This is a genomic window from Bacillus sp. Cr_A10 (genome assembly GCF_029222665.1).
Classification (GTDB): domain Bacteria; phylum Bacillota; class Bacilli; order Bacillales_A; family Planococcaceae; genus Psychrobacillus.
The window spans coordinates 1-23,382 of record NZ_JARHXR010000009.1 but is presented as its reverse complement, the minus strand read 5'-3'; the positions used below and the strand labels follow the sequence as shown (position 1 = coordinate 23,382).

Genomic DNA, 23,382 nt, shown 5'->3' with positions numbered 1-23,382 from the left:
AACTTCTTTATAAACACTATTATATCACGCACTAGCGGAGGTCAATCATTATGCAAACATGTTGGATTGTATACAACGGAAGTCTTACAGATGAAAAATTTATCGACCAGGCCCTTCTTCTTCAAGAAGCAGCAATTAAACAAGGCATACAAGCAACATTAGTAAAGAATTACGAATTATTAATGGACGTCCAGCTAGGATTAAGGGATACTAGACCAGATTTTGTCATCTTTTTAGATAAAGACATTTTGCTTGCAAAGTTTCTCAAAAATGAAGGCATTCCTGTTTTTAATGATCCCGATATAATTGAAATATGTGATAACAAAGCACGCCAGTATATGTTACTTGCCAAAGCACAAGTCCCAATGCCTCGTACAATCATTGCACCAAAAGTGTACACGGACTTTACAATTCAACATACTGGTTATTATGAACAAGTTTTAGAAACTATTAAATTACCTATGATAATAAAAGAAGCACATGGCTCTTTTGGTTTTAAAGTCTATCTAATAGAAACAAAGGAACAGTTTTTTGAAAAAGTTGAAGAACTTAATGGAAAAGAATATGTTTTTCAAGAGTTTATTGAAAATAGTAGAGGACGTGACATTCGAGTTAATGTCGTAGGCGGACAGGTAATCGCTTGTATGCATCGTCATTCCGAAACAGATTTTCGTGCAAATATTACAAATGGTGGAACTGCCTCTCAAATAGAACTTACAGAAAGACAAAAAGAAGTGGCTATACATGCTGCTCAGGCGCTAAATGCAGAGTTCGCAGGAGTAGATTTATTATTTGGTGAAGATGAAGAACCACTTGTATGTGAAGTAAATGGAGTAGCCCATATTCGTAACATTTATAATGTGACCGGTATTAATGTTGGAGATGCTATGATTAGCTATGCATTATCAAAAGTAGGAACAGTTCTAATATGAAAGGCTTACTAGTTTATGAGTTACATGAAATTGAAAGAAATAGAAGCTTTATAGAACGGTTAATAAATGCTGGAGAAAAACATGGTCTTTCCATGACTATAATAGATGATCGAAGTTCCTCTATTCCAGATGCAGATTTCGTCTTTTTCAGAGCAAGGAACCCTCAACTTTCTAAGCAGTTAGAACAAAGGGATATTCCAATGTTTAATCGCGCAGAAGTGAATGTAATTGCGAACGATAAATGGAAAGCCATTCAGCTTGTTCAGCTACTAGGAATTCAAACTGTGCCTACTAGAAAAATAAAGACAATAACAGATATCTCTCATTACCCTGTTGTCATAAAAACAATCGATGGTCATGGTGGGTCACAGGTAGAATTATGCCATACGAAAGATCATGCAAATGTCTTTATTCGTGCGCATGATTCTAAAACGATTATTGCACAAAAGTATATTGAAACAAATGCAACGGATGTCCGAGTATTTATGCTTGGATCAGAAGTAGTCGGAGCAGTAAAACGAACTGGTGCAGAAGACAGTTTTAAATCAAATTATACTCTCGGTGGTACCGTAGAAAAATACGATTTAAGTAGTGCACAAATTAAAGATGTGGAAAAAATAGCTAAAGCATTAAAAAGCGATTACATTGGCATAGACTTTCTCTTACTGCCTGATGGTAGTTGGTTGTTTAATGAAATAGAAGATCCGGTTGGTGCAAGATCTTATTTTGCTACTACTAATAAAGATATTGCCATACCAATCATGGAATATATTAATAAGAAATTAAAAGAAAAAGAGTGAGCCGAGTTTTTAGCTCACTCTTTTTTCTGTTATTTAACTAGACTATTCAATATTCCAACGGAAGCATTCATAATTCCCACTAAATGCAGTACTCCAATTTCAGTCATAATAAAAGAGAGTGTCGATTAATAATCAATCGACACTCTCTTCTTTAAATTACATGTTTTTAAGTTCTTCTAATCGTTTTAAAACCGTAGCTTGTTTTTCTATATAATCTTGTTCTTTTGCACGCTCTTCTGCAACAACAGCTTCTGGTGCTTTGGAAACGAAGCGTTCATTCGATAGCTTTCCTTGAACTAACTTCACTTCTTTTGTCCATTTTTCAAGTTCTTTTTCTAAACGAGCCTTTTCTGCTTCGATATCGATTAATCCTTGTAATGGCAAGAATAATTCTGCTCCTGTTACAACTGCAGACATCGATTGACCTGGCGCTTCAATACCTTGACCGATTACTAACGGCTCTGGATTACAAAAACGCTCCAAATATTTCGCATTTGCTTCTAATACTGCCAATGTGTCTGTATCTTTTGCTGAAATGTACAATGGCACCTTTTTACTCATCGGTGTTTGTACTTCTGCACGAATATTACGAACAGAACGGATAATTTCAGCTAGTAATTTCATACTTGCAGCTTCTTCTTTATTGGATAAAGATTCGTTCACAGTTGGCCATGCAGCTAGTGTAATCGACTCCCCTTCATGCGGAAGGTTTTGCCAGATCTCTTCCGTTATGAATGGCATAAATGGATGTAATAATCGCATAGTATTATCTAATACATATGCTAGTACCGAACGTGTCGTTTTCTTCGCTTCTTCATCTTCTCCGTTTAGTGGAAGTTTGGACATTTCAATATACCAGTCACAGAAATCATCCCAAATGAAGTTATACAGTGCACGACCTACTTCACCAAATTCATATTTGTCGGAAAGTCTCGTTACTTGTTCAATTGTTTCATTCAAACGAGTTAAAATCCATGCATCTGCAACTGATTTTTTACCGTCAAGATTGATTTCTTCAAATGTTAATCCTTCCATATTCATCAATGCAAATCGAGATGCATTCCAAATCTTATTAGCAAAATTCCAAACCGCTTCTACTTTTTCCGTAGAGAAACGCAAATCTTGCCCTGGAGATGAACCAGTACTTAAGAAATAACGGAGTGAATCTGCACCATACTGCGCAATTATGTCCATCGGATCTACACCATTACCAAGAGATTTGGACATTTTTCGTCCATCTTCAGCTCGAACCAATCCATGTATTAAAACATCATCAAATGGACGAGTTTCTGTAAATTCAATTCCTTGGAAAATCATACGTGAAACCCAAAAGAATATAATATCATATCCTGTAACAAGTGTATTTGTTGGATAATATTTTTTAAACTCTTCGTTTTGTTCATCTGGCCAACCTAATGTAGAAAATGGCCAAAGAGCAGATGAGAACCATGTATCTAATACATCTTCATCTTGGCTCCAGTTTTCAGCATCTATTGGAGCTTCGTGTCCAACATACACTTCCCCTGTTTCATTGTGGTACCAAGCAGGAATTCGATGACCCCACCATAATTGACGAGAAATACACCAATCATGAATGTTTTCCATCCATTGCAAATACGTTTTTTCGAAACGGTCCGGTACAAAATTTACTTTTTCTTCTGCTTGTTGTAATTTAATTGCCTCATCAGCCAATGGTTGCATTTTTACAAACCATTGAGTTGAAAGATAAGGTTCAACAACTGCTCCACTTCGCTCCGAGTGGCCTACTGAATGCATGTGCTCTTCAATTTTGAATAAAACACCAGCGTCTTGTAAATCTTTCACGATTTGTTTACGGCATGCAAAGCGGTCCATTCCGTCGTACTGAGCAGCATTTTTATTCATCGTACCATCTTCATTCATTACTAAAATACGTTGTAAATTATGACGGTTACCAATTTCAAAGTCATTTGGATCATGTGCAGGTGTAATTTTAACCGCCCCACTACCGAACTCCATATCTACGTAATCATCCCCTACGATTGGGATTTCACGATTTGTAATTGGTAGAATCACTGTTTTACCTATTAAATGTTTATAACGCTCATCTTCTGGGTGCACTGCAACTGCACTATCCCCTAGCATTGTTTCAGGTCGAGTAGTTGCAACATCAATTGTGCCAGTACCATCTGCGAGTGGGTAATGCATATGATAGAATGCACCCTGTACATCTTTATGGATTACTTCGATGTCAGAAAGAGCAGTCTTTGTAGCAGGATCCCAGTTAATAATATACTCGCCGCGATAGATCAAACCTTTATTGTAAAGCTTTACGAACACTTCTTTAACTGCATTCGATAGACCTTCATCCAATGTGAAACGTTCTCTTGAATAGTCTAAACCTAAACCTAGTTTTGCCCATTGCTCGCGAATATGACCAGCATACTCTTCTTTCCATTTCCAAGTTTCTTCGACAAATTTTTCGCGTCCTAAATCATATCTAGTTATATTTTGTGAACGCAGTTTTTCTTCTACTTTTGCTTGTGTTGCAATACCAGCATGATCCATACCAGGTAACCAAAGAGCATCATATCCTTGCATACGTTTCATACGTATTAGAATATCCTGTAATGTAGTATCCCAAGCATGCCCTAGGTGTAACTTACCTGTTACGTTCGGTGGTGGAATCACAATCGTATAAGGATCTTTTGCGCTTTCTGGATGCGCCTCGAAAAATTTCCCTTTGAGCCACCATTCATAGCGACCTTTTTCAATCGATTGCGGATCGTACTTCGTTGACATAGTTGTTTCATTTGTCATATGTGTTCCTCCTAAAAAAGAATATAAAAAAACTCCTGTCGTCATTAAAGGACGAAGGAGTTTGTTCGCGGTACCACCTTTATTCGCAGATGCAAAAAATAACATCACGCTCTCAATTAGATAACGGCTTCAAACCGGCAATTGCTACTGTTAGTTCACAAAAGCTGCTCATGGGCTACCTTCAAATGGCCGTTAACAGAAACATTTCAGCAGTTTGTTTCCTTTCTTTCGATAACTAACTCATTTTACTCTTCCCATTCATAGCATCAATATTTTAATCTAAATCACCAATTCGGTTGAAAAGATTAATGCCTAGAGAATTCCACAGATGTTTAAAAATCTGTACTTCAAGGCGAATTTGATTGTTTGTTCATATTGTACCTAATCTTATGATATGACGTCAAGTCACGTCACGTGAAAGGAGAATATACAATGAGAAAAGGATATAACCCTTACTTGTTACCAGATTGGCTTAGAAAAACACGCTTTTATTGTAAAGGAATTATTATTCCTATTTGTGGTTTTCAGCTTATCCGTGTATTAATTGTTCCAACAACTTGGGATTTTATTTTACTTGTTTTTCTATTGTTCATCTGCTTCTTGCTTTACAAGGACATAATTTGATGGAAACGTAAGCTTTGACATTCCATCATCTAAATCAAAAATAAATTGAAGCTCCGATTCTACACTATTTGGACTCTCTAACATCTCTACTTCATCCGATTCTTCTCTTTCACTTTCTTTTTCAACTACCATTGGAGCTTCATATTCACAATAAACAGACCAGGCAATTTCAATAGCTGCTTGATCTGTCGTTTTAGAATGTACGCGGCGAACATCTAAAGAAGGGGAAAACCCTTGTTGTATTTTATCCTTTGAAATCTCTACACTCATCGGTACAGCATATTCGAAATAACCTACTTCTCCCTGCACATCTAAATCCTCGATTTGGGTAAATTCGCTTGTAGCGTGATGCTCATGTTCACCTTCTTCAAATTCAACATGACAGGTAATGTGATAGATCCCCATTATCTGAATCGAATCTTCTGTTTCACTTTGCTCATATTGTGGAGTTACTTCAACTGTTTTTATCTCTTTAGGAATACCAAAACTCGCTGGAAAAAGAAACTGTTCTTTTACGTCCCATACTTTCACTTCCATTTTTCATCCTCCTTCATATAGGACAAATTATGATAGAAACTCATGAAATATGAAAAACGCTCGCAAAATAATTATGAGGACAGAATATCTACAAAAAATATATCGAGGGATACACATACGGTGCCATTTGTCATTATTTTATTAAATATAAAGAAGATAAACTTAATTTTATTTTAAATAGCTAATTTCCGTTCCAGGCGGACGCGTTCCGCCGGCATGGCTTCAGCCGCTTCCCTTGCTCCTGCGCAAGCTCGTCGCAAAAATTAATTTCGCTACGCTCAGTCCAGGGTCTTCAGCTCATGCACCTGACGCTTCGCTATCGGTGCAGAAAACATTTGCTATTCCGGCTGGAGTCGCCGCCTTTCACTCCAAACAACTATTATCCGCATTACAATAAGAAAACCATTATGCCATTAATAGTGCAAGTTTTTATCACTTAAATCTTTCCAATTTGTATTTTTAGAAAATCGTTGAAAAAGGTGACACTCCTGCGAGAATAGCGTTAGACGAAGCCCCGCAGTTGAGGGGAAGACAATCTAAGTTCGCCGCATCCTGCGGCAACGTTTGCATGACCAACATCGTTTTGGCCTGTGGAGGCTCACGGACCGCCATCGAAAAGCGTCCTCACGGAGTGTAATTTAACGATATGATTTGTGTATTACTTTAAATTTAAATAAATTTCTCATTATTAAACGCCATCACCTATCATTGTGTATCCTTTAAAGTAAATTATCTTATTTTGATAGCCTTCAGTGGATAGAAACGGAGGGCGGCGACTCCAGCGGGAACAGCGTGTCCAGGTGAGACCCCGCAGGAGCTGGCGACGAGGAGGCTCACGGACCGCCCGCGGAAAGCGTCCGCACGGAGTGTAGTTCAAGGATATCATTGGTCGTGTATTACTTGTAATGAAAATTGATTTCTTATTATTAAGCCCTATCACTTATAATGGCGGCGACTTAGCGGGAATAGTGTGTCCTAGTGAGTACCCGACAGGAGCAAACAAAGGAACGAAGGCTAAGAACTCCACCTCGTGTGGTAACTACCACATCACCCTACATCGTGTTGGCCCGAGGAGACTCACGGACCGCCCGCGGAAAGCGTCCGCACGGAGGTGTAGATCAACGATATGATTAATCAATAACTAAAGCCCCGCAAATGATTGCGAGGCTTTTCTTTAAATTATTTAGTTGATAATTTTTCAAACACTGTATGGAATGCTGCAATTGTTTTTTCAATATGCTCTTCCGTATGAGCACTTGATAAGAACAATCCTTCGTATTGTGAAGGTGGTAAATAAATTCCCTCTTCGGCCATTAATCGGAAGTATTTTGCAAACAACTCCAAGTCAGAAGTTTTAGCTGTATCAAAATTAATAACATCTTCATTCGTCAAGAAAAATCCAATCATTGATCCTGCACGATTTACTGTATGTGGGATGTTATATTTTGTTGCAGCTTCACGGAACCCTTTTTCAAGTAAATCACCAAGTTTCGTAAAGTATGCATAAGATTCTTCGTTCAATCGAGATAACGTCTCGAATCCAGCAGTCATAGCTAGTGGATTACCAGAAAGAGTTCCCGCTTGATAAACAGGGCCGCTAGGAGCAATCAGTTCCATAATTTTACGTTTTCCTCCGAAAGCTCCTACTGGAAGACCACCACCAATTACTTTACCTAAACACGTTAAATCAGGTGTAATACCATAGTAACCTTGCGCACAATGATATCCTACACGGAATCCAGTCATTACTTCGTCAAAGATCAATACTGTACCATGTTGTTCTGTTAATTCGCGAAGACCTTCTAAAAATCCTTCGACTGGTGGTACAACACCCATATTACCTGCAACTGGTTCAACAATGACAGCTGCTAAGTCGTCTCCGAAGTTTTCGAACACGTGACGTACGCTCTCCAAATCATTATAAGGTACAGCAATCGTGTTTTTCGCGATGGACTCAGGAACACCAGGACTGTCCGGTAAACCAAGTGTAGCAACTCCAGAACCTGCTTTAATCAGTAAGCTATCACCATGCCCATGGTAGCTACCTTCAAACTTTAATATTTTATTTTTTCCGGTGTACCCTCTCGCTAAACGAAGAGCACTCATTGTTGCTTCCGTTCCTGATGACACCATACGAACCATTTCGATAGAAGGTACACGTTCCATTACCAATTTAGCAAGTTTGTTTTCAACAAGTGTAGAAGCTCCAAAACTTGTGCCTGCTTCCGCAACTTGCTGAATTGCTTTAACAACATTTGGTTCAGCATGTCCTAAAATAAGAGGTCCCCATGATAAAACATAATCGATATATTCGTTTCCATCGATATCTTTTAGGATAGCTCCTTTACCACTTTCCATAAAGATAGGATCCATATCTACAGACTTGAATGCACGAACTGGACTGTTTACTCCACCAGGCATTAATTCTTTAGCTTCTGTGAAAGCTTGTTTAGATAAGTCATATGATTTTGTCATTACTTCTCCTCCAACCAACGTGCCACATCTTTTGCATGATACGTTAAAATAATATCTGCTCCAGCACGTTTCATCCCTGTTAAAGTTTCTAAAACAGTTTCTTTTTCATTGATCCATCCATTGATAGCAGCAGCCTTCACCATTGCATACTCACCACTAACGTTATAAGCAACAATTGGAACATCAAAGTTATTCTTTACATCTCGAATAATATCTAAATAGGAAAGTGCTGGTTTTACAATTAGGAAATCTGCTCCCTCTTCGATATCAGATGTTGCTTCACGAATTGCTTCCATACGATTAGAATAATCCATTTGATATGTTTTACGATCACCAAATTTAGGTGCGCCATCTGCAGCTTCTCGGAACGGCCCATAGTATGCAGAAGCATATTTCACTGCATATGACATAATCGGTACATCAGCAAAGCCCGCTTCGTCTAAACCTTGTCGAATTGCTGTAACGAACCCATCCATCATATTAGAAGGTGCAATAATATCTGCGCCTGCTCGTGCTTGACTAATCGCTGTTTTTGCTAATAAATCAAGAGATGGATCATTCAGAATTTGTTCCGTTGCATCCACAACACCGCAATGTCCATGATCGGTATACTCACACAAACATGTATCTGCAATGACAACAAGTTCTGGGTGTCTATTTTTGATAAAGCGAATACCTTCTTGTACAATTCCATGGTCATGAAACGCTTGTGAACCGATTTCATCCTTTTCAAGAGGAAGACCAAATAAAATAACAGAAGGAATACCTAGTTCTACTACTTCATCTACTTCTTCTGCTAAACGGTCAATTGAAAATTGGTATACACCAGGCATAGACTTTACTTCATTTTTTATATTTTCTCCCTCAGCAACAAATATCGGGTAAATCAAATCCTCTTTATGTAAATATGTTTCTCTAACCATTGCTCGTATTCCTGCTGTTTTTCTTAAACGACGATGACGTTGAAATTCTGTCATAATTCTCTCCCTTTCCATTCCACTAATGCATGGATTACTTCGGTTAATGTATAGGTTTTTGGAATCACATGAACTGTTGCACTTAGTGATTCCAAATACTCTTTTGTAATATGGCCAATCGCGCAAACTGTAAGTGATTCGTATCCAGTTTGAACGCCGATAGTTTCATGAAATACTTTCACGGTAGATGGACTAGTAAATATGATGGAGCAATTCGGCTCATTTTCGATTAAATGTTGAATATGCTCTTTATTTTCTTCCACTTCTATTGTTTCATAAATAACCCACTCATCTACTTCATTTGTTAAACCTTTTGTTATCGTATCTTTTGCAAGACTGCCTTTAAAAAACAAACAGGTTTCAGTAGGTGAAGAAAATGCAGGAAATTCTTTTACAAAAACATCTGCACTAAAAACAGTTGGGGTAAAGTCTACCCTCAAGCCTATAGATTCAATTGCGCATGCAGTTTTTGAACCGACTACTGCAATTTTTGCTTTTATCACAGAAGGAGGTAACCCAAACTTTTTCATTTTCGAATGAAAGGCATGCACACTACTTTGACTCGTGAATATAAACCAATCATAGTCGATACATTCTTGTAGCCTAAGTTCGTCAGCTTCAGAAACAAGCTCCTGTGTCGCAATGAGCGGAGCAATTACTGGGTATCCTCCATATTTCAGCGTAAGATCGACTGCCTCGGAAGACCTTAAAATCCCTGTAAATATGACATTCTCTCCTTGTAAAGGTATCTCCTTAGACATTTAAATCTGCCTTTACTTTTTGTATTAGTTCATATGCTCCTTGCTCTGTAACTAAACGCGCTACTTCTTTGCCTGCTTCTTCAGGATTTTTTCCCGTAACTACTTCTTTATAAATAACCGATGCATCTGGTGCAGCGACTAAACCTGTCATTGTAATCTCATTGCCATTGATGACAGCATGTCCGGCAATCGGCACTTGACAGCCACCGTCCATCGCAGCTAAAAATGCACGCTCTGCGTGTACAGCATTCCATGTATCCTGATCAGATAACTTTTTAAGCTCATCCAATAATTCTACATCATCTTCTCGACATTCAATTGCAAGTGCTCCTTGTCCTACTGCTGGAACACAGTCTTCTGTTGATATGTATTCCGTTACTACTTTGTCGCTCCAACCAAGACGCTTCAATCCTGCAGCTGCTAAAATAATTGCGTCATACTCACCGTCTTGGAGCTTTTGGAGTCTCGTATCAACATTTCCACGTATCCACTTAATCTCGATATCTGGGCGCAACAATAATAATTGAGCACTTCTTCTTAAACTGCTTGTCCCAACAATCGCACCTTTTGGAAGATCTGCTAACTTTACGTGCCCAGTAGAAATAAATGCATCTCGCTCGTCTACTCGCTTCGGTGTACATCCCATTACAAGACCTGGTGGTAAAACTGAAGGCATATCCTTCATGCTGTGCACTGCAAAATCAATTTCTTTATCATACAATGCCTGCTCAATTTCTTTTACAAATAATCCTTTTCCACCAACTTTTGATAAAGTTACATCTAATATTTGATCACCCTTTGTTACGATTTCTTTCACTTCGAACTCAAATGGTGCACCCATATCTTTCATTTGCTGAATAAACCAATTCGTTTGGGTTAAAGCTAATTTACTTCTTCTCGAACCTACAATAATTTTACGCATTGCTTCGCTACCTCTCTTTAATACCAAAAATGGAATTGTGATAATTGACTACCTAATAAAAAGTTTATCAAAACAAATAGAAATGCATATATATGAATCCAAGCATAGTTGGTTCCTATAAAACGTGATTTATTTCTTAAAAGAAGCACAACCACATAGATCAACAATAAAATGACAGAACTGATAATTTTAAAATCAAAAACGGTAAATATATCTAATGATACATATGCCCATTCTAACCCAAGAACTAAACTTACAAACAAAAGAGGAATACCTGTCAAGATAGATAATGTCATCCCATTTTCTGCTTGCTTCAATGACGGCAATCGAGAAAACTGCTTCGTCCATTTTTTCTTTTTGAGCACCCGATATAATATTAAATATAAGGATGAAAATACAAATGATAATGAAAATGCAGCGTAAGCTAACATTGCAAACATAATATGAATAAATAACAATTCAGATAGTAGGGCTTCTCCAACAGCGGATTGATCCATTTGATTTGGCGCAAAAGTATGGATGGTCATAAAAATAAACCCAATAATATTTAAAAAGAATGCAGGTAAATCCAATTTGAATACTATCTGCAATACAATTGCTAGAGTGATAATTAGCCATGCATAAAAGTAGATTCCTTCAAATAGCGAAAGAATTGGAAATCTTTTTGTATCAATGATATACATAACTAAAAACACCGTTTGCAGGAATGACACGATGGAAAGTAGCCATACTCCTATACGATGTGCCCGACGATCTTTATTCAAATAATCGATAAAATAAAAAACAAGGCTAACGGATTGTAGAATGACCATCATCTCGTGTAGCCTTGTCATTCCAAGATCAGTCATAATAAGCTCCTTTTTAACCTAAAAGAGTAATTGCCTAAGTCTTATTAGACAGGCAGATACGTCAAAAAAAGACGTTTTCCATATCTATTATGACACATACAGATACAAAAACGCCTCCTTTTTACTTCATCAAAATGATATTTCTTCTTTCAAGTTTTGTGATGCCACTCTAGTTTGTTTTAATTTGATTTTTGATTTTTCTACTTGAGCAGAGAATTCATTTTTTACTTCTTCTTCAATACCAAAAATCTGCTGGAATAATTGAAGTTGTTCTGCTGAATCGTTTGCAGTAGATAATTCTTTTACTTGTAAAATTGGATCTTTTAACAATTGATTAATGATTGATTTTGTATGTTTATTTAAAATTTTTCGTTCACGGTCCGATAGATTCGGCATTTTATTTTCAATAGAAACCATTGTTTCTTGTTGGATTCGATTAGCTTTTTGTCTAAGAGCAGAAATAATTGGCACAACTCCTAGTGTTGTAACCCACTCATTGAACTGCTCAATTTCTGATTGGATCATTGACTTAATTTGATCCGCTGCACGCTCACGTTCCGCTAAATTTGCTTCTACGATACCTTGTAAATCATCGATATCATATAAGAAAATGTTCGCCAAATCACCAATTTTTGGATCTAAATCTCTTGGCACAGCAATGTCAACCATAAATAGAGGCTTTCCTTTACGAAGACGTTCTACAAACTGCATCAATTCATAGTCAATTACATATCCAGTGGAACCAGTCGAGCTAATTAAAATATCCGCTTCTAATAACGCACATTGTAACTCGTCCATCGGTTTGGCAGTGCCATCAAATTTAGTTGCCAATGCTTCCGCCTTTTCAAATGTACGATTAAACACTGTTACTTTACCTGCTCCACTACCATATAGGTTTTGAATAGCAAGCTCGCCCATTTTTCCAGCACCGACAATAACAACATGCTTATGATTTAAAGAGCCAAAAATTTTCTTTCCTAGTTCGACTGCAGCATAAGAGACAGAAACTGCATTCTCGCCAATCGCTGTTTCTGCATGGGCACGCTTAGCAAAAGTTACAGCTTGCTTAAACAATTGATTGAAAACAGTACCCGTAGTACCGTTCTCTTGTCCATTTAGAAAGCTCTTCTTCACCTGACCTAATATTTGTGTCTCACCAAGTACCATGGAATCGACACCAGCTGTCACCTGGAACAAATGGCTGTTCGCTTGGTCATCTTCGTGAATAAATAAATAGCGGGAGAGATCCTCTAATGGAATATCGAACCAATTAGCTAAAAACTGTTTTACATAGTATTTCCCAGTATGTAATTGATCTACAGTTGCATAGATTTCTGTGCGGTTACAAGTAGATACAATAACATTCTCTAGTATGCTTTTTTGTTCCTGCAATGCTTGCATGGCATTCGGAAGTTCCGCTTCTACAAAAGATAGCTTTTCACGAATTTCCACGGGAGCAGTACGGTAATTGACACCTACCACGATAGTATGCATGGAATCATGTCACCCTTTCACGTTCATTTCATAATCCAATTATACCATAGCTTTTTTCACAGAATGGTAACCATTTGTGAACAAGCTATGAAATAACCTTTACCTTAATTAGAATTATTATAAACTAATATTAGCAAACATTAAGCACGATTACAAGGAAACTGACCAATGTTATAAAAGACGCATTTTTCTAACTAATTAGGCATCTTCTATCTCAAAATAAAACTGGTCGCTTATAGGAAAAGTTATTCCCTAAACAACCAGTTTTAATCTTCATATTTACACAAAAATTTTGAATTACATTCTACTTTCAATTTCTGCCCACGCTGCATCGAAGCCAAGGCCCGTTTCTGAAGAAAATACGACAAGAGGATCACTTTTTTCCATTTGCAATTCATCTTTGACTATTTTCTTATGCTTATCCCATTTGCCTTTAGGAATTTTGTCCGCTTTCGTTGCGACAACTATGCATGGAATATTATAATGCTTTAAGAAATCGTACATCATACAATCATCTGCAGTTGGAGGATGTCTCAAATCGACGATTAACACTACTGCTTTTAAAACCGATCTAGACGTAAAGTATGTTTCAATCATTTTCCCCCATGCTGCTCTTTCTGTTTTAGATACCTTTGCATACCCATAACCTGGAACATCGACAAATAATAAATCTTCTTCTAATTTATAAAAATTTAACGTTTGTGTCTTACCTGGCTTGGAAGAAATACGAGCCATGCTTTTTCGACCAATCATTTTATTGATAAATGAAGATTTACCTACGTTGGACCTTCCTGCTAATGCAAATTCCGGTAAATCTCCTTCTGGATATTGAGCTGGTCTTACAGCACTTATTAGTAATTCTACGTTATTCACTTTCATGCTTTCACTCCTCTAATGCTATTTGAAGTACCTCTTCAGCATCGGAAACAAGCTTAAAAGTTAAGACCTCTCGAACACTCTCTGGTATATCTTCAATATCACGCTCATTGTCTTTAGGACAAATGATTGTCGTTAATCCTGCGCGATGTGCACTTAATGTTTTTTCTTTTAATCCACCGATTGGTAATACGCGACCTCTTAGTGTCACTTCCCCTGTCATCCCGACTTCTCGTCGAATTGGACGCTTAGATAATGCAGAAACTAAAGCCGTCACGATTGTAATACCTGCTGATGGACCATCTTTTGGAACTGCTCCCTCAGGAACATGTATATGAATATCATGTTTCTCATGGAAATTTGGATCTATTCCGATTGATTCAGCTTTTGAACGGACAAAAGATAATGCTGTTTGAGCAGATTCTTTCATCACATCGCCAAGCTTACCTGTTAATTGTAACTTACCGTTACCAGGAGATAAAGACACTTCGATTTGCAAGGTGTCTCCACCAACAGTCGTATAAGCTAATCCCGTCGCTACACCTATTTGGTTTTCGGTTTCTGCTTGTCCATAACGGAATTTTTTCTTTCCGATTGTATCCTCCAAGTTACTCGACGATATCGTTACACGTTTCTTTGTGCCAGATACAATTTGCAAAGCAGCTTTTCTACAAATATTTGCTAGGACACGCTCTAGACTTCTAACTCCCGCCTCACGAGTGTAATGACGAATTACGTCCACAATTGCTTCGTCTTTTACTTGTAGCTGAGATTTCGTTAGACCATGTTCCTTCGCTTGTTTAGGTAATAAATGATTTTTGGCAATAGATAGTTTTTCAATTTCTGTATAACCAGCGATTGAAATAATCTCCATTCTATCACGTAGAGGACCTGGTATTGTGCTTAAGTCGTTTGCAGTAGCAATAAATAGCACATTAGATAAATCATACGTCTCTTCAATATAATGATCGCTAAATGAATTGTTCTGCTCAGGATCAAGCACTTCTAACATTGCTGCGGAAGGATCTCCTCTAAAATCATTCGACATTTTATCAATTTCGTCTAATAAAATAAGTGGATTAATCGTTCCTGCCTTTTTCATTGCTTGAATTATACGACCCGGCATGGAACCTACGTATGTTCTTCGATGTCCTCGAATCTCAGATTCGTCTCGAACTCCTCCTAATGAAATTCGAACAAAATTGCGTCCTAATGATTCAGCAATAGATTTCGCCAAGGAAGTTTTCCCGACACCTGGAGGTCCAGCTAAACACAGGATTGGACCTCGAAGAGATTTAGTTAACTGACGAACAGCTAAATATTCTAACACCCTTTCCTTCACCGACTCAAGGCCATCATGATCTCGATTTAGAATTTTCTCTGAACGTTTAATATCTAGTTGATCTGCCGTTGATTTTGACCAAGGAATGGATACCATCCATTCAATATAGTTTCGTATTACTCCACTCTCAGGAGCTTGTGTAGGTAGTTTCTCATAACGATCTAATTCTTTTAACACATTCTTTTTCGTAGTTTCTGGTAAACCTGCTTTTTCAATTCGTTTTTTCAAGTCCGCAATTTCACCAGTTTTACCTTCTTTATCTCCTAGCTCTGTTTGTATCGCCTTCATTTGCTCACGAAGATAAAATTCTTTTTGTGTTCTTTCCATCGCGTGTTTTACGCGTGTATTTATTTTCTTTTCTAAATTTAATATTTCTTGTTCATTATACAGTCGCTTAATTAATGTTTCTAAACGCTCTTTTGCATCCATAATTTCTAAAATTTCTTGTTTCCCTGAAATTTTTAATGGTAAATGAGATGCAATCATGTCAGCAAGTCTACCTGGTTCTTTAATATCTAGTACCGATTTATAAGTTTCTTCTGATATGCTTTTCGATGCCTTTGAATACTTTTCAAAATTATGTATTAAAGTTCGCATAAGCGCTTCATCTTCCGAATCTGCTTCCGTCGGCTCGACAAAAGCGGTCACTGAAACTTCATCATACATATCTCTTTCCCTGTAGTCATCCCAAATAGCCCTTTGTTGTCCTTCGACTAACACACGATATGTTCCATTTGGTAGCTTCACCATTTGCTTGACATATGCTAAAATTCCGACATCATATAAGTCTTCTGTTGTAGGATGTTCTAAATTCATATCTCTCTGCGCTACAAGAAATACTTTTTCTTCTCGTAACATCGCTTCATTTAAAGCAGCAACTGATTTTTCTCGACCAACATCTACATGCAAAACCATAGTTGGGAATACTAAAAGACCTCTAAGTGGTAATACAGGATAATATCCATCATTTATTTTCGCCATTTTGGGAAGTCACCTCCTTCTAATTCTGTCCGTTTTTCCGCTAATTAAACAGCAGAACTTTTCTATATGTACTAGTCAGCATAAATAAATAATCCATTTTTTCCTACATAAGGAGAAAAAGCCGACATCCTTGATTGCACTTAGGAAGCGCATATTGGAAGCCAGCTTATTCAATGGCATAATTAAGCCGATGTTTTTTCGTTGTCTTTTTCTACTTCGGAACCATCTGCCAATAAAAGCTTAGGAGATGCATTTTCTGTAATTGTTTCTTTTGTGATCACACATTCTACAATATCTTCTCTCGATGGTAGCTCGAACATTACATCAAGCATAATGTTTTCTATTATAGAACGAAGTCCACGTGCACCTGTTTTACGTTCAATAGCTTGCTTCGCTATTTCTACTAGTGCGTCATCTTCAAAAGTTAATTTTACATTATCTAGTTCAATCATCTTTTGATATTGTTTCGCAAGTGCATTTTTCGGTTCTGTTAAAATTTGTACTAGAGCGTTCACGTCTAATTGTTCTAAGCTTGCCAATACAGGTAAGCGACCAATAAACTCTGGTATTAAACCAAATTTCAATAAATCTTCAGGTATTAATTGCGATAATGGAGTTCCTTGGTCTAGATCAACTTTATTTGGATCGGCACCAAAACCAATTACCTTTTCACCTAAACGACGTTTAATAATTTGTTCAATGCCATCAAATGCTCCACCAACGATAAACAAAATATTCGTTGTATCGATTTGAATAAATTCTTGATGTGGATGCTTGCGTCCTCCTTGCGGTGGAACACTTGCTACAGTTCCTTCTAATATTTTTAGAAGTGCTTGTTGTACACCCTCACCTGAAACATCCCGTGTAATAGATGGATTTTCAGATTTACGCGCTACTTTATCTATTTCATCAATATAAATAATACCTTTTTCTGCTCGTTCAATATCATAGTCCGCAGACTGAATAAGCTTTAGAAGAATATTTTCAACATCTTCTCCAACATAACCGGCTTCTGTTAAGGATGTAGCATCTGCAATAGCAAATGGTACATTTAGAATTCGTGCAAGAGTTTGAGCAAGTAATGTTTTACCGCTACCTGTTGGTCCTATTAAGACTATATTTGACTTAGATAATTCTACCTCGTCAATCACGCTATTTGAATTGATTCGTTTGTAATGGTTATAGACAGCTACCGCAAGTGATTTTTTTGCTCGTTCTTGACCTATTACATACTCATCTAGTATTGACAAAATTTCTTTTGGTTTAGGAACTTCTTTAAATTCTACTTCTTCTTCTACACCTAGCTCTTCTTCTACAATTTCAGAACATAAGTCGATACATTCATCACAAATATATACGCCAGGTCCAGCAACTAGTTTACGAACTTGTTCTTGTGGTTTGCCACAAAAAGAACATTTTAAGTTCCCTTTTTCATCATTGAATTTGAACAAAATATTCACCCCTATTCAAGCAATTATCTTACAAGATTCTTTACAAGGAATCAAATAATAAGTTTAAGTATGTTTTTAATTATCCGAAAATCTATGTATGGATAAAACAAGGCACAGACAATTTTCGCTGTACCTTGTTCTATTTATTATAACGCTTTTATGTGAAATTATGAAATTTTAGCGTTTTCTACTAAGAATTCCACTGTTTTTTGGAAACGTACATCATTCTCAAGAACAGAAGTACCACCAAGTGCATTTTTAATATCTTCAGCAGACATATTGAATTGTGCACCCATTTTTTCAAGTTCTGCATTAATATCTTCTTCTGTTACTTGAAGATTTTCTTTTTCAGCAATCGCTTCTAAAGTTAATGAAACTTGAACGCGTTTTTTAGCATCTTCTGCCATTTGACCACGAAGTGCATCTTCATCTTGACCAGAGAATTGATAGTAAAGGTCTAAGTTCATACCTTGTTGTTGTAAACGTTGGCCAAATTCTTGAAGCATGCGGTCTGTTTCTGTTTGAACCATTGCTTCTGGAATGTCGATTGTAGCATTTGCCGCAGCAGCTTCCACTAAATCATCACGAAGACTTTGTTCAGCTAATTGTTTTTTCTCTTCTGCAGTAACTTCTTTTAATTTTGTACGTAAAGCATCGATACTTTCTACTTCAGCATCTACTTCTTTAGCGAAATCATCATTTAGTTCAGGAAGTTCTTTTCCTTTAACTTCTTTCACAGTAACTTTGAATACTGCTGGCTTACCAGCTAATTCAGCTGCATGATATTCTTCAGGGAATGTTACTTCTACATCTTTAGATTCGCCAGTTTTTAGGCCGATCAATTGCTCTTCAAATCCTGGGATGAAAGAGTTTGAACCGATTTCTAAAGGATAATCTGTTCCTGCTCCACCTTCAAAAGCAACACCGTCAGAGAAACCTTCGAAGTCGATAACAGCAGTATCACCTTCAACGATTGCATCTTCTTTTATAACAAGTTCAGCTAAACGAGCTTGTTGGCTTTTCAATTGTTCTTCGATTTCAGCATCTGTTACTTCCGTAACTAATTTAGTAACTTCTAAACCTTTATAGTCTCCTAGAGTTACTTCTGGTTTTACAACAACTTTAGCTGTAAATACTAATGGTTGTCCTTTTTCCATTGTTACGATATCGATTTCTGGTTGATCTACTGGGTCAATTCCAGCATCTTCAACAGCATGTCCATAAGCATGTGGAAGAATGATATCTAATGCATCTTGGAATAATGATTCTACACCATACATTTTTTCGAACATTTGACGTGGCATTTTCCCTTTACGGAAACCTGGTACGTTAATTTGTTTTACTACTTTTTTAAACGCTTGATCTAACCCTTTTGCTACTTCTTCTGCAGTAACTTCTACTGTTAATAAACCATTATTGCCTTCTTGTTTTTCCCATTTTACAGACAAATCCATTGACATATATTCTACCTCCAAAAAAATAATTTACAATAATTTAGCAGCTGTATAATTCATCATACAGAACAGTTTTTCACTAATTATATTGACAACTTGTATATTATAGCATAGATGCATATACTTTCAACATTATTCCTCTTCAACTATTACCGATGAGTCTTCTAATCGTTTTATCAGATTACTTAGTTCATCTTTTTGTCCGTTTCCATTTCCAAACAATGATTCGACAAAGTCCACATATCCTTTTGCTACTTCTTGATCACTATATCCAACCCAATCAAATGGGAATAACGCATAGGCATGACTATGAACTAATCCGATTGTCATTTCGAATTTCGACGGATCTTTTTCTAAAAATTCATGTACCTGTTGATTTATAGATTCTATTCGGTCTACAGCATTTGGTGTAGGTGGATTCACAGGGTTGACCTTTGCTTTATATCCAAATTTTTCAATCTCTACCTCGGTTGTCTCACCAATTGCTCCAAGCACTAAAAGCGCAAGTGACCTAATAGCTGGATAGATGCTACTATTTTCTGCTATATCTCTAATACTTGGAATAACATCTGTAACATCTCGGAAAAAAGATTCTTGCAACAATCTTTCTTGTTCTTCAACACTTAACTTTGTAAATTCATTTATATTAAACTTTTCATTGTCGGGTGTGAAAGATTGATCTGTGTCTAGTAGACTTTCTTGTTCCTTGGCAAGTTTTCCACTTAACTCTTTTAATTGTAGAAAATTTTGTTTTCGATCATTTGGAAATCTTTTATCGACAAGTAATCTGTTTAATACTTTATCTACTTCACCATATTCCTTCAAATCAAGTAAAATTGTCAAATATAATTCAACGATTTGCTCAAACATAGGTGACCTTTTCTTCATCAAATCCTCACATATTTCCTTCGCTTCTTGCTGTCTTCTAGTTTCTAATAAAGCGAGAATATATATACTTAGAATCATGTCATCTAACTCAACGTACTTTTTTGCTTCATCAAAACATTCAGTCGCTTTCATATAATTATTTTCTTCCGCAAATGCTAAACCATCTTCAATTAGTTTATCAATCATTCCTGGGAAAAAAATAATATTCTCATTGTTTTTTAGGCTATAATGTTTTTTTTTCAACTCACTCGCCTACCTTTACAATCGCTAATATTTCTATACTATCTCACTTTTGACCATTTTCCTATTTTTAATTAAAACCAATTGGTAAATATCCTCCTAAAAGGTGGGTATTTTTTATCGTTAGGGATGTTTAATTATTCTGATTATAGGGAAATAGATTAATAGCCTAATAACTAGAAAGGGGAAGACAAACTTGCAAAAAAATATATTATTTATTTCAGATCATGGTGATCCCCTTGCTCCTTTAGGTAGTGAGCAAGCTGGCGGTCAAAATAATTATGTAAAGCAACTTGCTTTATCCCTTGAAAAAGAAGGAAATAAAGTGGATGTGATTACACATTGGTGTAACCCGTTAGATCCACAAATTGAAAGCTTTGGTTACTCTTGTCGAGTTATTAGAATAGGAGCGGGTAAGAAAACCTACGTTCCTAAAAGTGAATTATATGATTTGCTCCCGGTCTTTTATAAAGAAATGAAAGAAACAATTGATCTTACATCGTACGATTTAGTTCACTCCCATTACTGGCTTTCTGGACTTTTAGGTTCTTATGTAAAAGCTGATTACATGATTCCTTGGGTTCATACAAATCATTCGCTTGGTGTTGCGAAAGAAGAAGCCACTGGAATTTCAGAACCTATCAGACTCTGCACAGAGAAAATGATTTTAACCTCTGTAGACGCAATTGTTGCCACTACAAAAAACGAAAAAAATCTCATCCATCGTTTTGTTGATCATCCATCACCTATTAAAGTAATTCCTATCGGAGTAGATCAAGCTTTCCGTCCACTAAAAACTAGTGTAGAAGGCAAAAACCCTTACTTTGCATTTGCAGGAAGATTACAAAAAACAAAGGGAATCTATACCCTTGTAAATGCATTCCGTCTTCTTGTCGAGAAGAATGATCTTGAGCCTACTACGAAACTTCTCATTGCAGGTGGAGATGCAGAATGTGTGGATTCGTACAACAAATTACCAAAGGATAGAAACCTCCGAGCTGCTATAAGAGGACTTGAGCATAGAATCGAGTTCCTAGGAGCGAAATCACAAAAACAACTAGCTACTATTTTTAATCATGCGACTGCTGTCGTAGTACCTTCTTTCTATGAATCTTTTGGGATGGTTGCTGCAGAAGCACAAGCTTGCGGCTGCCCTGTTATCGCTTCCAAAGTTGGGGGATTAAAAGATGTTGTTAAAAATAAAGTTACCGGATTGCATATTGAAAAAGGTAATGAATATAATTTAGCTCAAGCAATGAGTACAGTACTCTTTAATAGAAACTTCACGAACAAGCTTGGTAGAAGCGCTGCCATTTTTGCAAATCAGGAATTCAATTGGACCACTTTGGCACAAAAAATGGATTCACTTTACGAGGTGGTTATTGGTGAGAATAAAACCATATATGTTAGCAACTGATCTTGATGGAACACTTGTAGGTGATCCTTCAGCACTTCAAAGATTATTGCAGCATTATGAAAACTCTAATATAGAGGTAGAACTCGTCTATATTACAGGAAGACATTTTGCCTCAGTTTCTTCTTTAATTGAAATTGAGAATTTACCCAATCCGGACATTCTTATAACTGATGTCGGTGCGGCAATCTATACTTCAGAAAAACTTACGGAAGATACTACTTGGGAAAAGAAAATGCATACTAATTGGCACCCTGAACGTATTATCAAGCTTGCCAGTTTCTTTCCTGCTCTTCAAAGACAAACTCTTCCAAGTACTAAACGAATTTCTTTTACCGTCGATCAAAATGAGGAAGTCGTAAAACAGTTTGAAAAAGCTTTAGTGGAAGAGAATATTCCGCATAAGCTTATTTTTAGTTCCAATCGGGATGTAGATATTCTTCCTGAGAATAGTGGTAAAGGAGAAGCTTTAAATTATATCCTTCAAAATTATGCAAATGAAGGTGTTAAAGTTCTTATCGCTGGAGATTCGGGAAATGATATGGACATGCTTGCCTTGGGTCATCCTTCTGTCATCGTAGGAAATGCTCAACTAGAACTTGTTCAAATGAAAAACCACCCTTATCTTTACCGAGCTACCGAGCATTTTGCGGGAGGTATATATGAAGCATGGTTACATTTTTATAAATAGAAAAAATGCCAACTGAATTCTAGGTTCAGTTGGCATTTTATATTAAGCAATTTGTACAGTGTGCTCTTTTACTAGTTTTTCATATAAATTCAAGTCTTCATGATATAAGTCAGTATATGTTTCTAAGCTATACTTTTTAATAGCTTCGAAGCATTTCTCTTCGACAATATGAAACTTTTCGTTAAGTTTTTGTGCATTTTCCCATGCTGTTTCTTCAAAAATAAGATTCATTTCATGTTCTTCTATTACCATCGAAAGTAAATCTACACGATTATAAAGTTCATATAGAGAATTATTCCTTTTTGCGTCAAAAATCTCAATCGTTCGGTCTAACGTTTCCAATAGAGCCTTCCGATCAATTGCATGACCCAACTCATGCAATGTTATCGTTTCTATATATACCTCCAAGGAGATGGTTGTTTGCATTTCCTCTTTTGCTTCTATTAAACGATTTGCATCAAAACCTACATAATCTCCGATAAAGTTATAACTCATATTAACTCCAGAGTTATCTTGTCTTAATTGAACATCCATTTCCACTGACTGCATCGTTGCACTTATCAATTCACAAAGATTTTTCTCTGTATATTTATCGTTCATTTATTCTTCGTTCTTCTCCTTATAGTTCAAAATTATAAATTTATTTCAATAAGAATATGACATTAATTGTGTTTTCATGTTTTTTCCAACAGGAAATAATATATAACAATTTTTATTTTATTTCAATCTTTATGTACTGAGTTTTTTTCTGTAGAAAATCCCTATCAATACCTGTTTCCAAAAATTTTCTGGAGTGCTTGTGGACAGGACGGGAGTTCATCATAACCATGTGATTTTTCTAGAGAGTAGAGGCGTGACTAGTGTCACGCCTCTACT

General features: G+C 36.6%; 18 protein-coding genes and 1 other annotated feature. Of the genes, 4 read left to right on the top strand and 14 right to left on the bottom strand.

The genetic code is table 11. The annotated features are described in order from the left end of the window. Positions 1-50: 50 nt before the first annotated feature. Both P2Q73_RS07015 and P2Q73_RS07010 read left to right on the top strand, forming a co-directional pair. A complete protein-coding gene (locus P2Q73_RS07015; protein ID WP_053588744.1) occupies positions 51-932 on the top strand; it encodes an ATP-grasp domain-containing protein in 882 nt (293 codons plus the stop codon). Beyond that, a complete protein-coding gene (locus P2Q73_RS07010) occupies positions 929-1,732 on the top strand; it encodes an ATP-grasp domain-containing protein (RefSeq protein ID WP_056831524.1) in 804 nt (267 codons plus the stop codon). The genes P2Q73_RS07015 and P2Q73_RS07010 overlap by 4 nt, the downstream gene beginning before the upstream one ends. Positions 1,733-1,888: 156 nt before the next feature. Here the strand turns inward: P2Q73_RS07010 and P2Q73_RS07005 are convergent, their stop codons facing one another. The 13 genes from P2Q73_RS07005 to P2Q73_RS06940 all read right to left on the bottom strand — a co-directional run bounded on the left by P2Q73_RS07005 (position 1,889) and on the right by P2Q73_RS06940 (position 20,404). Beyond that, positions 1,889-4,531: a valine--tRNA ligase gene (locus P2Q73_RS07005; RefSeq protein ID WP_056832089.1), complete on the bottom strand. Its 2,643-nt coding sequence runs from the start codon at positions 4,529-4,531 to the stop codon at positions 1,889-1,891. Positions 4,532-4,575: 44 nt separating this feature from the next. Next, positions 4,576-4,802, bottom strand: a binding site (T-box leader). Positions 4,803-5,113: 311 nt separating this feature from the next. Further along, positions 5,114-5,692 (bottom strand): hypothetical protein, encoded by a 579-nt coding sequence (locus tag P2Q73_RS06995; RefSeq protein ID WP_056831522.1) that lies wholly within the window; start codon positions 5,690-5,692, stop codon positions 5,114-5,116. A gap of 1,179 nt (positions 5,693-6,871) precedes the next feature. Then, on the bottom strand, positions 6,872-8,167 hold the full coding sequence (hemL, locus tag P2Q73_RS06990; protein ID WP_275785223.1) for a glutamate-1-semialdehyde 2,1-aminomutase: 1,296 nt from the start codon (positions 8,165-8,167) through the stop codon (positions 6,872-6,874). After that, positions 8,167-9,144, bottom strand: a complete 978-nt coding sequence (gene hemB / locus P2Q73_RS06985) for a porphobilinogen synthase (RefSeq protein ID WP_053588740.1) — start codon at positions 9,142-9,144, stop codon at positions 8,167-8,169. The genes hemL and hemB overlap by 1 nt, the downstream gene beginning before the upstream one ends. Beyond that, the gene (locus P2Q73_RS06980; protein WP_275785221.1) at positions 9,141-9,905 is read right to left on the bottom strand and encodes a uroporphyrinogen-III synthase; all 765 of its coding nucleotides are present in this window, start codon (positions 9,903-9,905) and stop codon (positions 9,141-9,143) included. Before P2Q73_RS06980 ends, hemB begins: the two co-directional genes overlap by 4 nt. Next, the gene (gene hemC / locus P2Q73_RS06975; protein ID WP_275785218.1) at positions 9,898-10,827 is read right to left on the bottom strand and encodes a hydroxymethylbilane synthase; all 930 of its coding nucleotides are present in this window, start codon (positions 10,825-10,827) and stop codon (positions 9,898-9,900) included. The genes P2Q73_RS06980 and hemC overlap by 8 nt, the downstream gene beginning before the upstream one ends. A 17-nt stretch (positions 10,828-10,844) precedes the next feature. Then, on the bottom strand, positions 10,845-11,675 hold the full coding sequence (ccsA, locus tag P2Q73_RS06970; RefSeq protein WP_056831515.1) for a cytochrome c biogenesis protein CcsA: 831 nt from the start codon (positions 11,673-11,675) through the stop codon (positions 10,845-10,847). A 129-nt stretch (positions 11,676-11,804) separates the two neighbouring features. Next, entirely contained in the window at positions 11,805-13,169 is a 1,365-nt protein-coding gene (gene hemA, locus P2Q73_RS06965; protein ID WP_275785215.1) for a glutamyl-tRNA reductase, read from the bottom strand. A gap of 297 nt (positions 13,170-13,466) precedes the next feature. Then, a complete protein-coding gene (yihA, locus tag P2Q73_RS06960; RefSeq protein WP_053588735.1) occupies positions 13,467-14,048 on the bottom strand; it encodes a ribosome biogenesis GTP-binding protein YihA/YsxC in 582 nt (193 codons plus the stop codon). A 4-nt stretch (positions 14,049-14,052) separates the two neighbouring features. Next, entirely contained in the window at positions 14,053-16,368 is a 2,316-nt protein-coding gene (lon, locus tag P2Q73_RS06955; protein WP_053588734.1) for an endopeptidase La, read from the bottom strand. Positions 16,369-16,550: 182 nt separating this feature from the next. Then, positions 16,551-17,819 carry an ATP-dependent protease ATP-binding subunit ClpX gene (clpX, locus tag P2Q73_RS06950; protein WP_056831510.1) on the bottom strand — a complete coding sequence of 423 codons (1,269 nt, stop codon included), beginning with the start codon at positions 17,817-17,819 and terminating at the stop codon, positions 16,551-16,553. A gap of 167 nt (positions 17,820-17,986) precedes the next feature. Continuing rightward, positions 17,987-19,267: a trigger factor gene (gene tig / locus P2Q73_RS06945; protein WP_056832087.1), complete on the bottom strand. Its 1,281-nt coding sequence runs from the start codon at positions 19,265-19,267 to the stop codon at positions 17,987-17,989. 138 nt (positions 19,268-19,405) lie between these two features. After that, positions 19,406-20,404, bottom strand: a complete 999-nt coding sequence (locus tag P2Q73_RS06940; RefSeq protein ID WP_275785208.1) for a DUF3196 family protein — start codon at positions 20,402-20,404, stop codon at positions 19,406-19,408. A 193-nt stretch (positions 20,405-20,597) separates the two neighbouring features. On the opposite strand from P2Q73_RS06940, the gene P2Q73_RS06935 reads away from it, so the two are divergent. Together P2Q73_RS06935 and P2Q73_RS06930 are read left to right on the top strand one after the other, a co-directional pair. Beyond that, entirely contained in the window at positions 20,598-21,818 is a 1,221-nt protein-coding gene (locus P2Q73_RS06935) for a glycosyltransferase (protein ID WP_275785207.1), read from the top strand. Further along, entirely contained in the window at positions 21,787-22,506 is a 720-nt protein-coding gene (locus P2Q73_RS06930) for an HAD-IIB family hydrolase (RefSeq protein ID WP_275785204.1), read from the top strand. Before P2Q73_RS06935 ends, P2Q73_RS06930 begins: the two co-directional genes overlap by 32 nt. 42 nt (positions 22,507-22,548) lie before the next feature. Here the strand turns inward: P2Q73_RS06930 and P2Q73_RS06925 are convergent, their stop codons facing one another. Then, positions 22,549-23,106, bottom strand: a complete 558-nt coding sequence (locus tag P2Q73_RS06925; RefSeq protein WP_275785201.1) for an integrase — start codon at positions 23,104-23,106, stop codon at positions 22,549-22,551. Between the last annotated feature and the right edge of the window lie 276 nt (positions 23,107-23,382).

Excerpts from the sequence above, each read along its gene's own strand:
- P2Q73_RS07015 (WP_053588744.1), top strand. The coding sequence starts at position 51 with ATGCAAACATGTTGGATTGTATACAACGGAAGTCTTACAGATGAAAAA.
- P2Q73_RS07010 (WP_056831524.1), top strand. The coding sequence starts at position 929 with ATGAAAGGCTTACTAGTTTATGAGTTACATGAAATTGAAAGAAATAGA.
- P2Q73_RS07005 (WP_056832089.1), bottom strand. The coding sequence starts at position 4,531 with ATGACAAATGAAACAACTATGTCAACGAAGTACGATCCGCAATCGATT.
- P2Q73_RS06995 (WP_056831522.1), bottom strand. The coding sequence starts at position 5,692 with ATGGAAGTGAAAGTATGGGACGTAAAAGAACAGTTTCTTTTTCCAGCG.
- hemL (WP_275785223.1), bottom strand. The coding sequence starts at position 8,167 with ATGACAAAATCATATGACTTATCTAAACAAGCTTTCACAGAAGCTAAA.
- hemB (WP_053588740.1), bottom strand. The coding sequence starts at position 9,144 with ATGACAGAATTTCAACGTCATCGTCGTTTAAGAAAAACAGCAGGAATA.
- P2Q73_RS06980 (WP_275785221.1), bottom strand. The coding sequence starts at position 9,905 with ATGTCTAAGGAGATACCTTTACAAGGAGAGAATGTCATATTTACAGGG.
- hemC (WP_275785218.1), bottom strand. The coding sequence starts at position 10,827 with ATGCGTAAAATTATTGTAGGTTCGAGAAGAAGTAAATTAGCTTTAACC.
- ccsA (WP_056831515.1), bottom strand. The coding sequence starts at position 11,675 with ATGACTGATCTTGGAATGACAAGGCTACACGAGATGATGGTCATTCTA.
- hemA (WP_275785215.1), bottom strand. The coding sequence starts at position 13,169 with ATGCATACTATCGTGGTAGGTGTCAATTACCGTACTGCTCCCGTGGAA.
- yihA (WP_053588735.1), bottom strand. The coding sequence starts at position 14,048 with ATGAAAGTGAATAACGTAGAATTACTAATAAGTGCTGTAAGACCAGCT.
- lon (WP_053588734.1), bottom strand. The coding sequence starts at position 16,368 with ATGGCGAAAATAAATGATGGATATTATCCTGTATTACCACTTAGAGGT.
- P2Q73_RS06925 (WP_275785201.1), bottom strand. The coding sequence starts at position 23,106 with ATGAACGATAAATATACAGAGAAAAATCTTTGTGAATTGATAAGTGCA.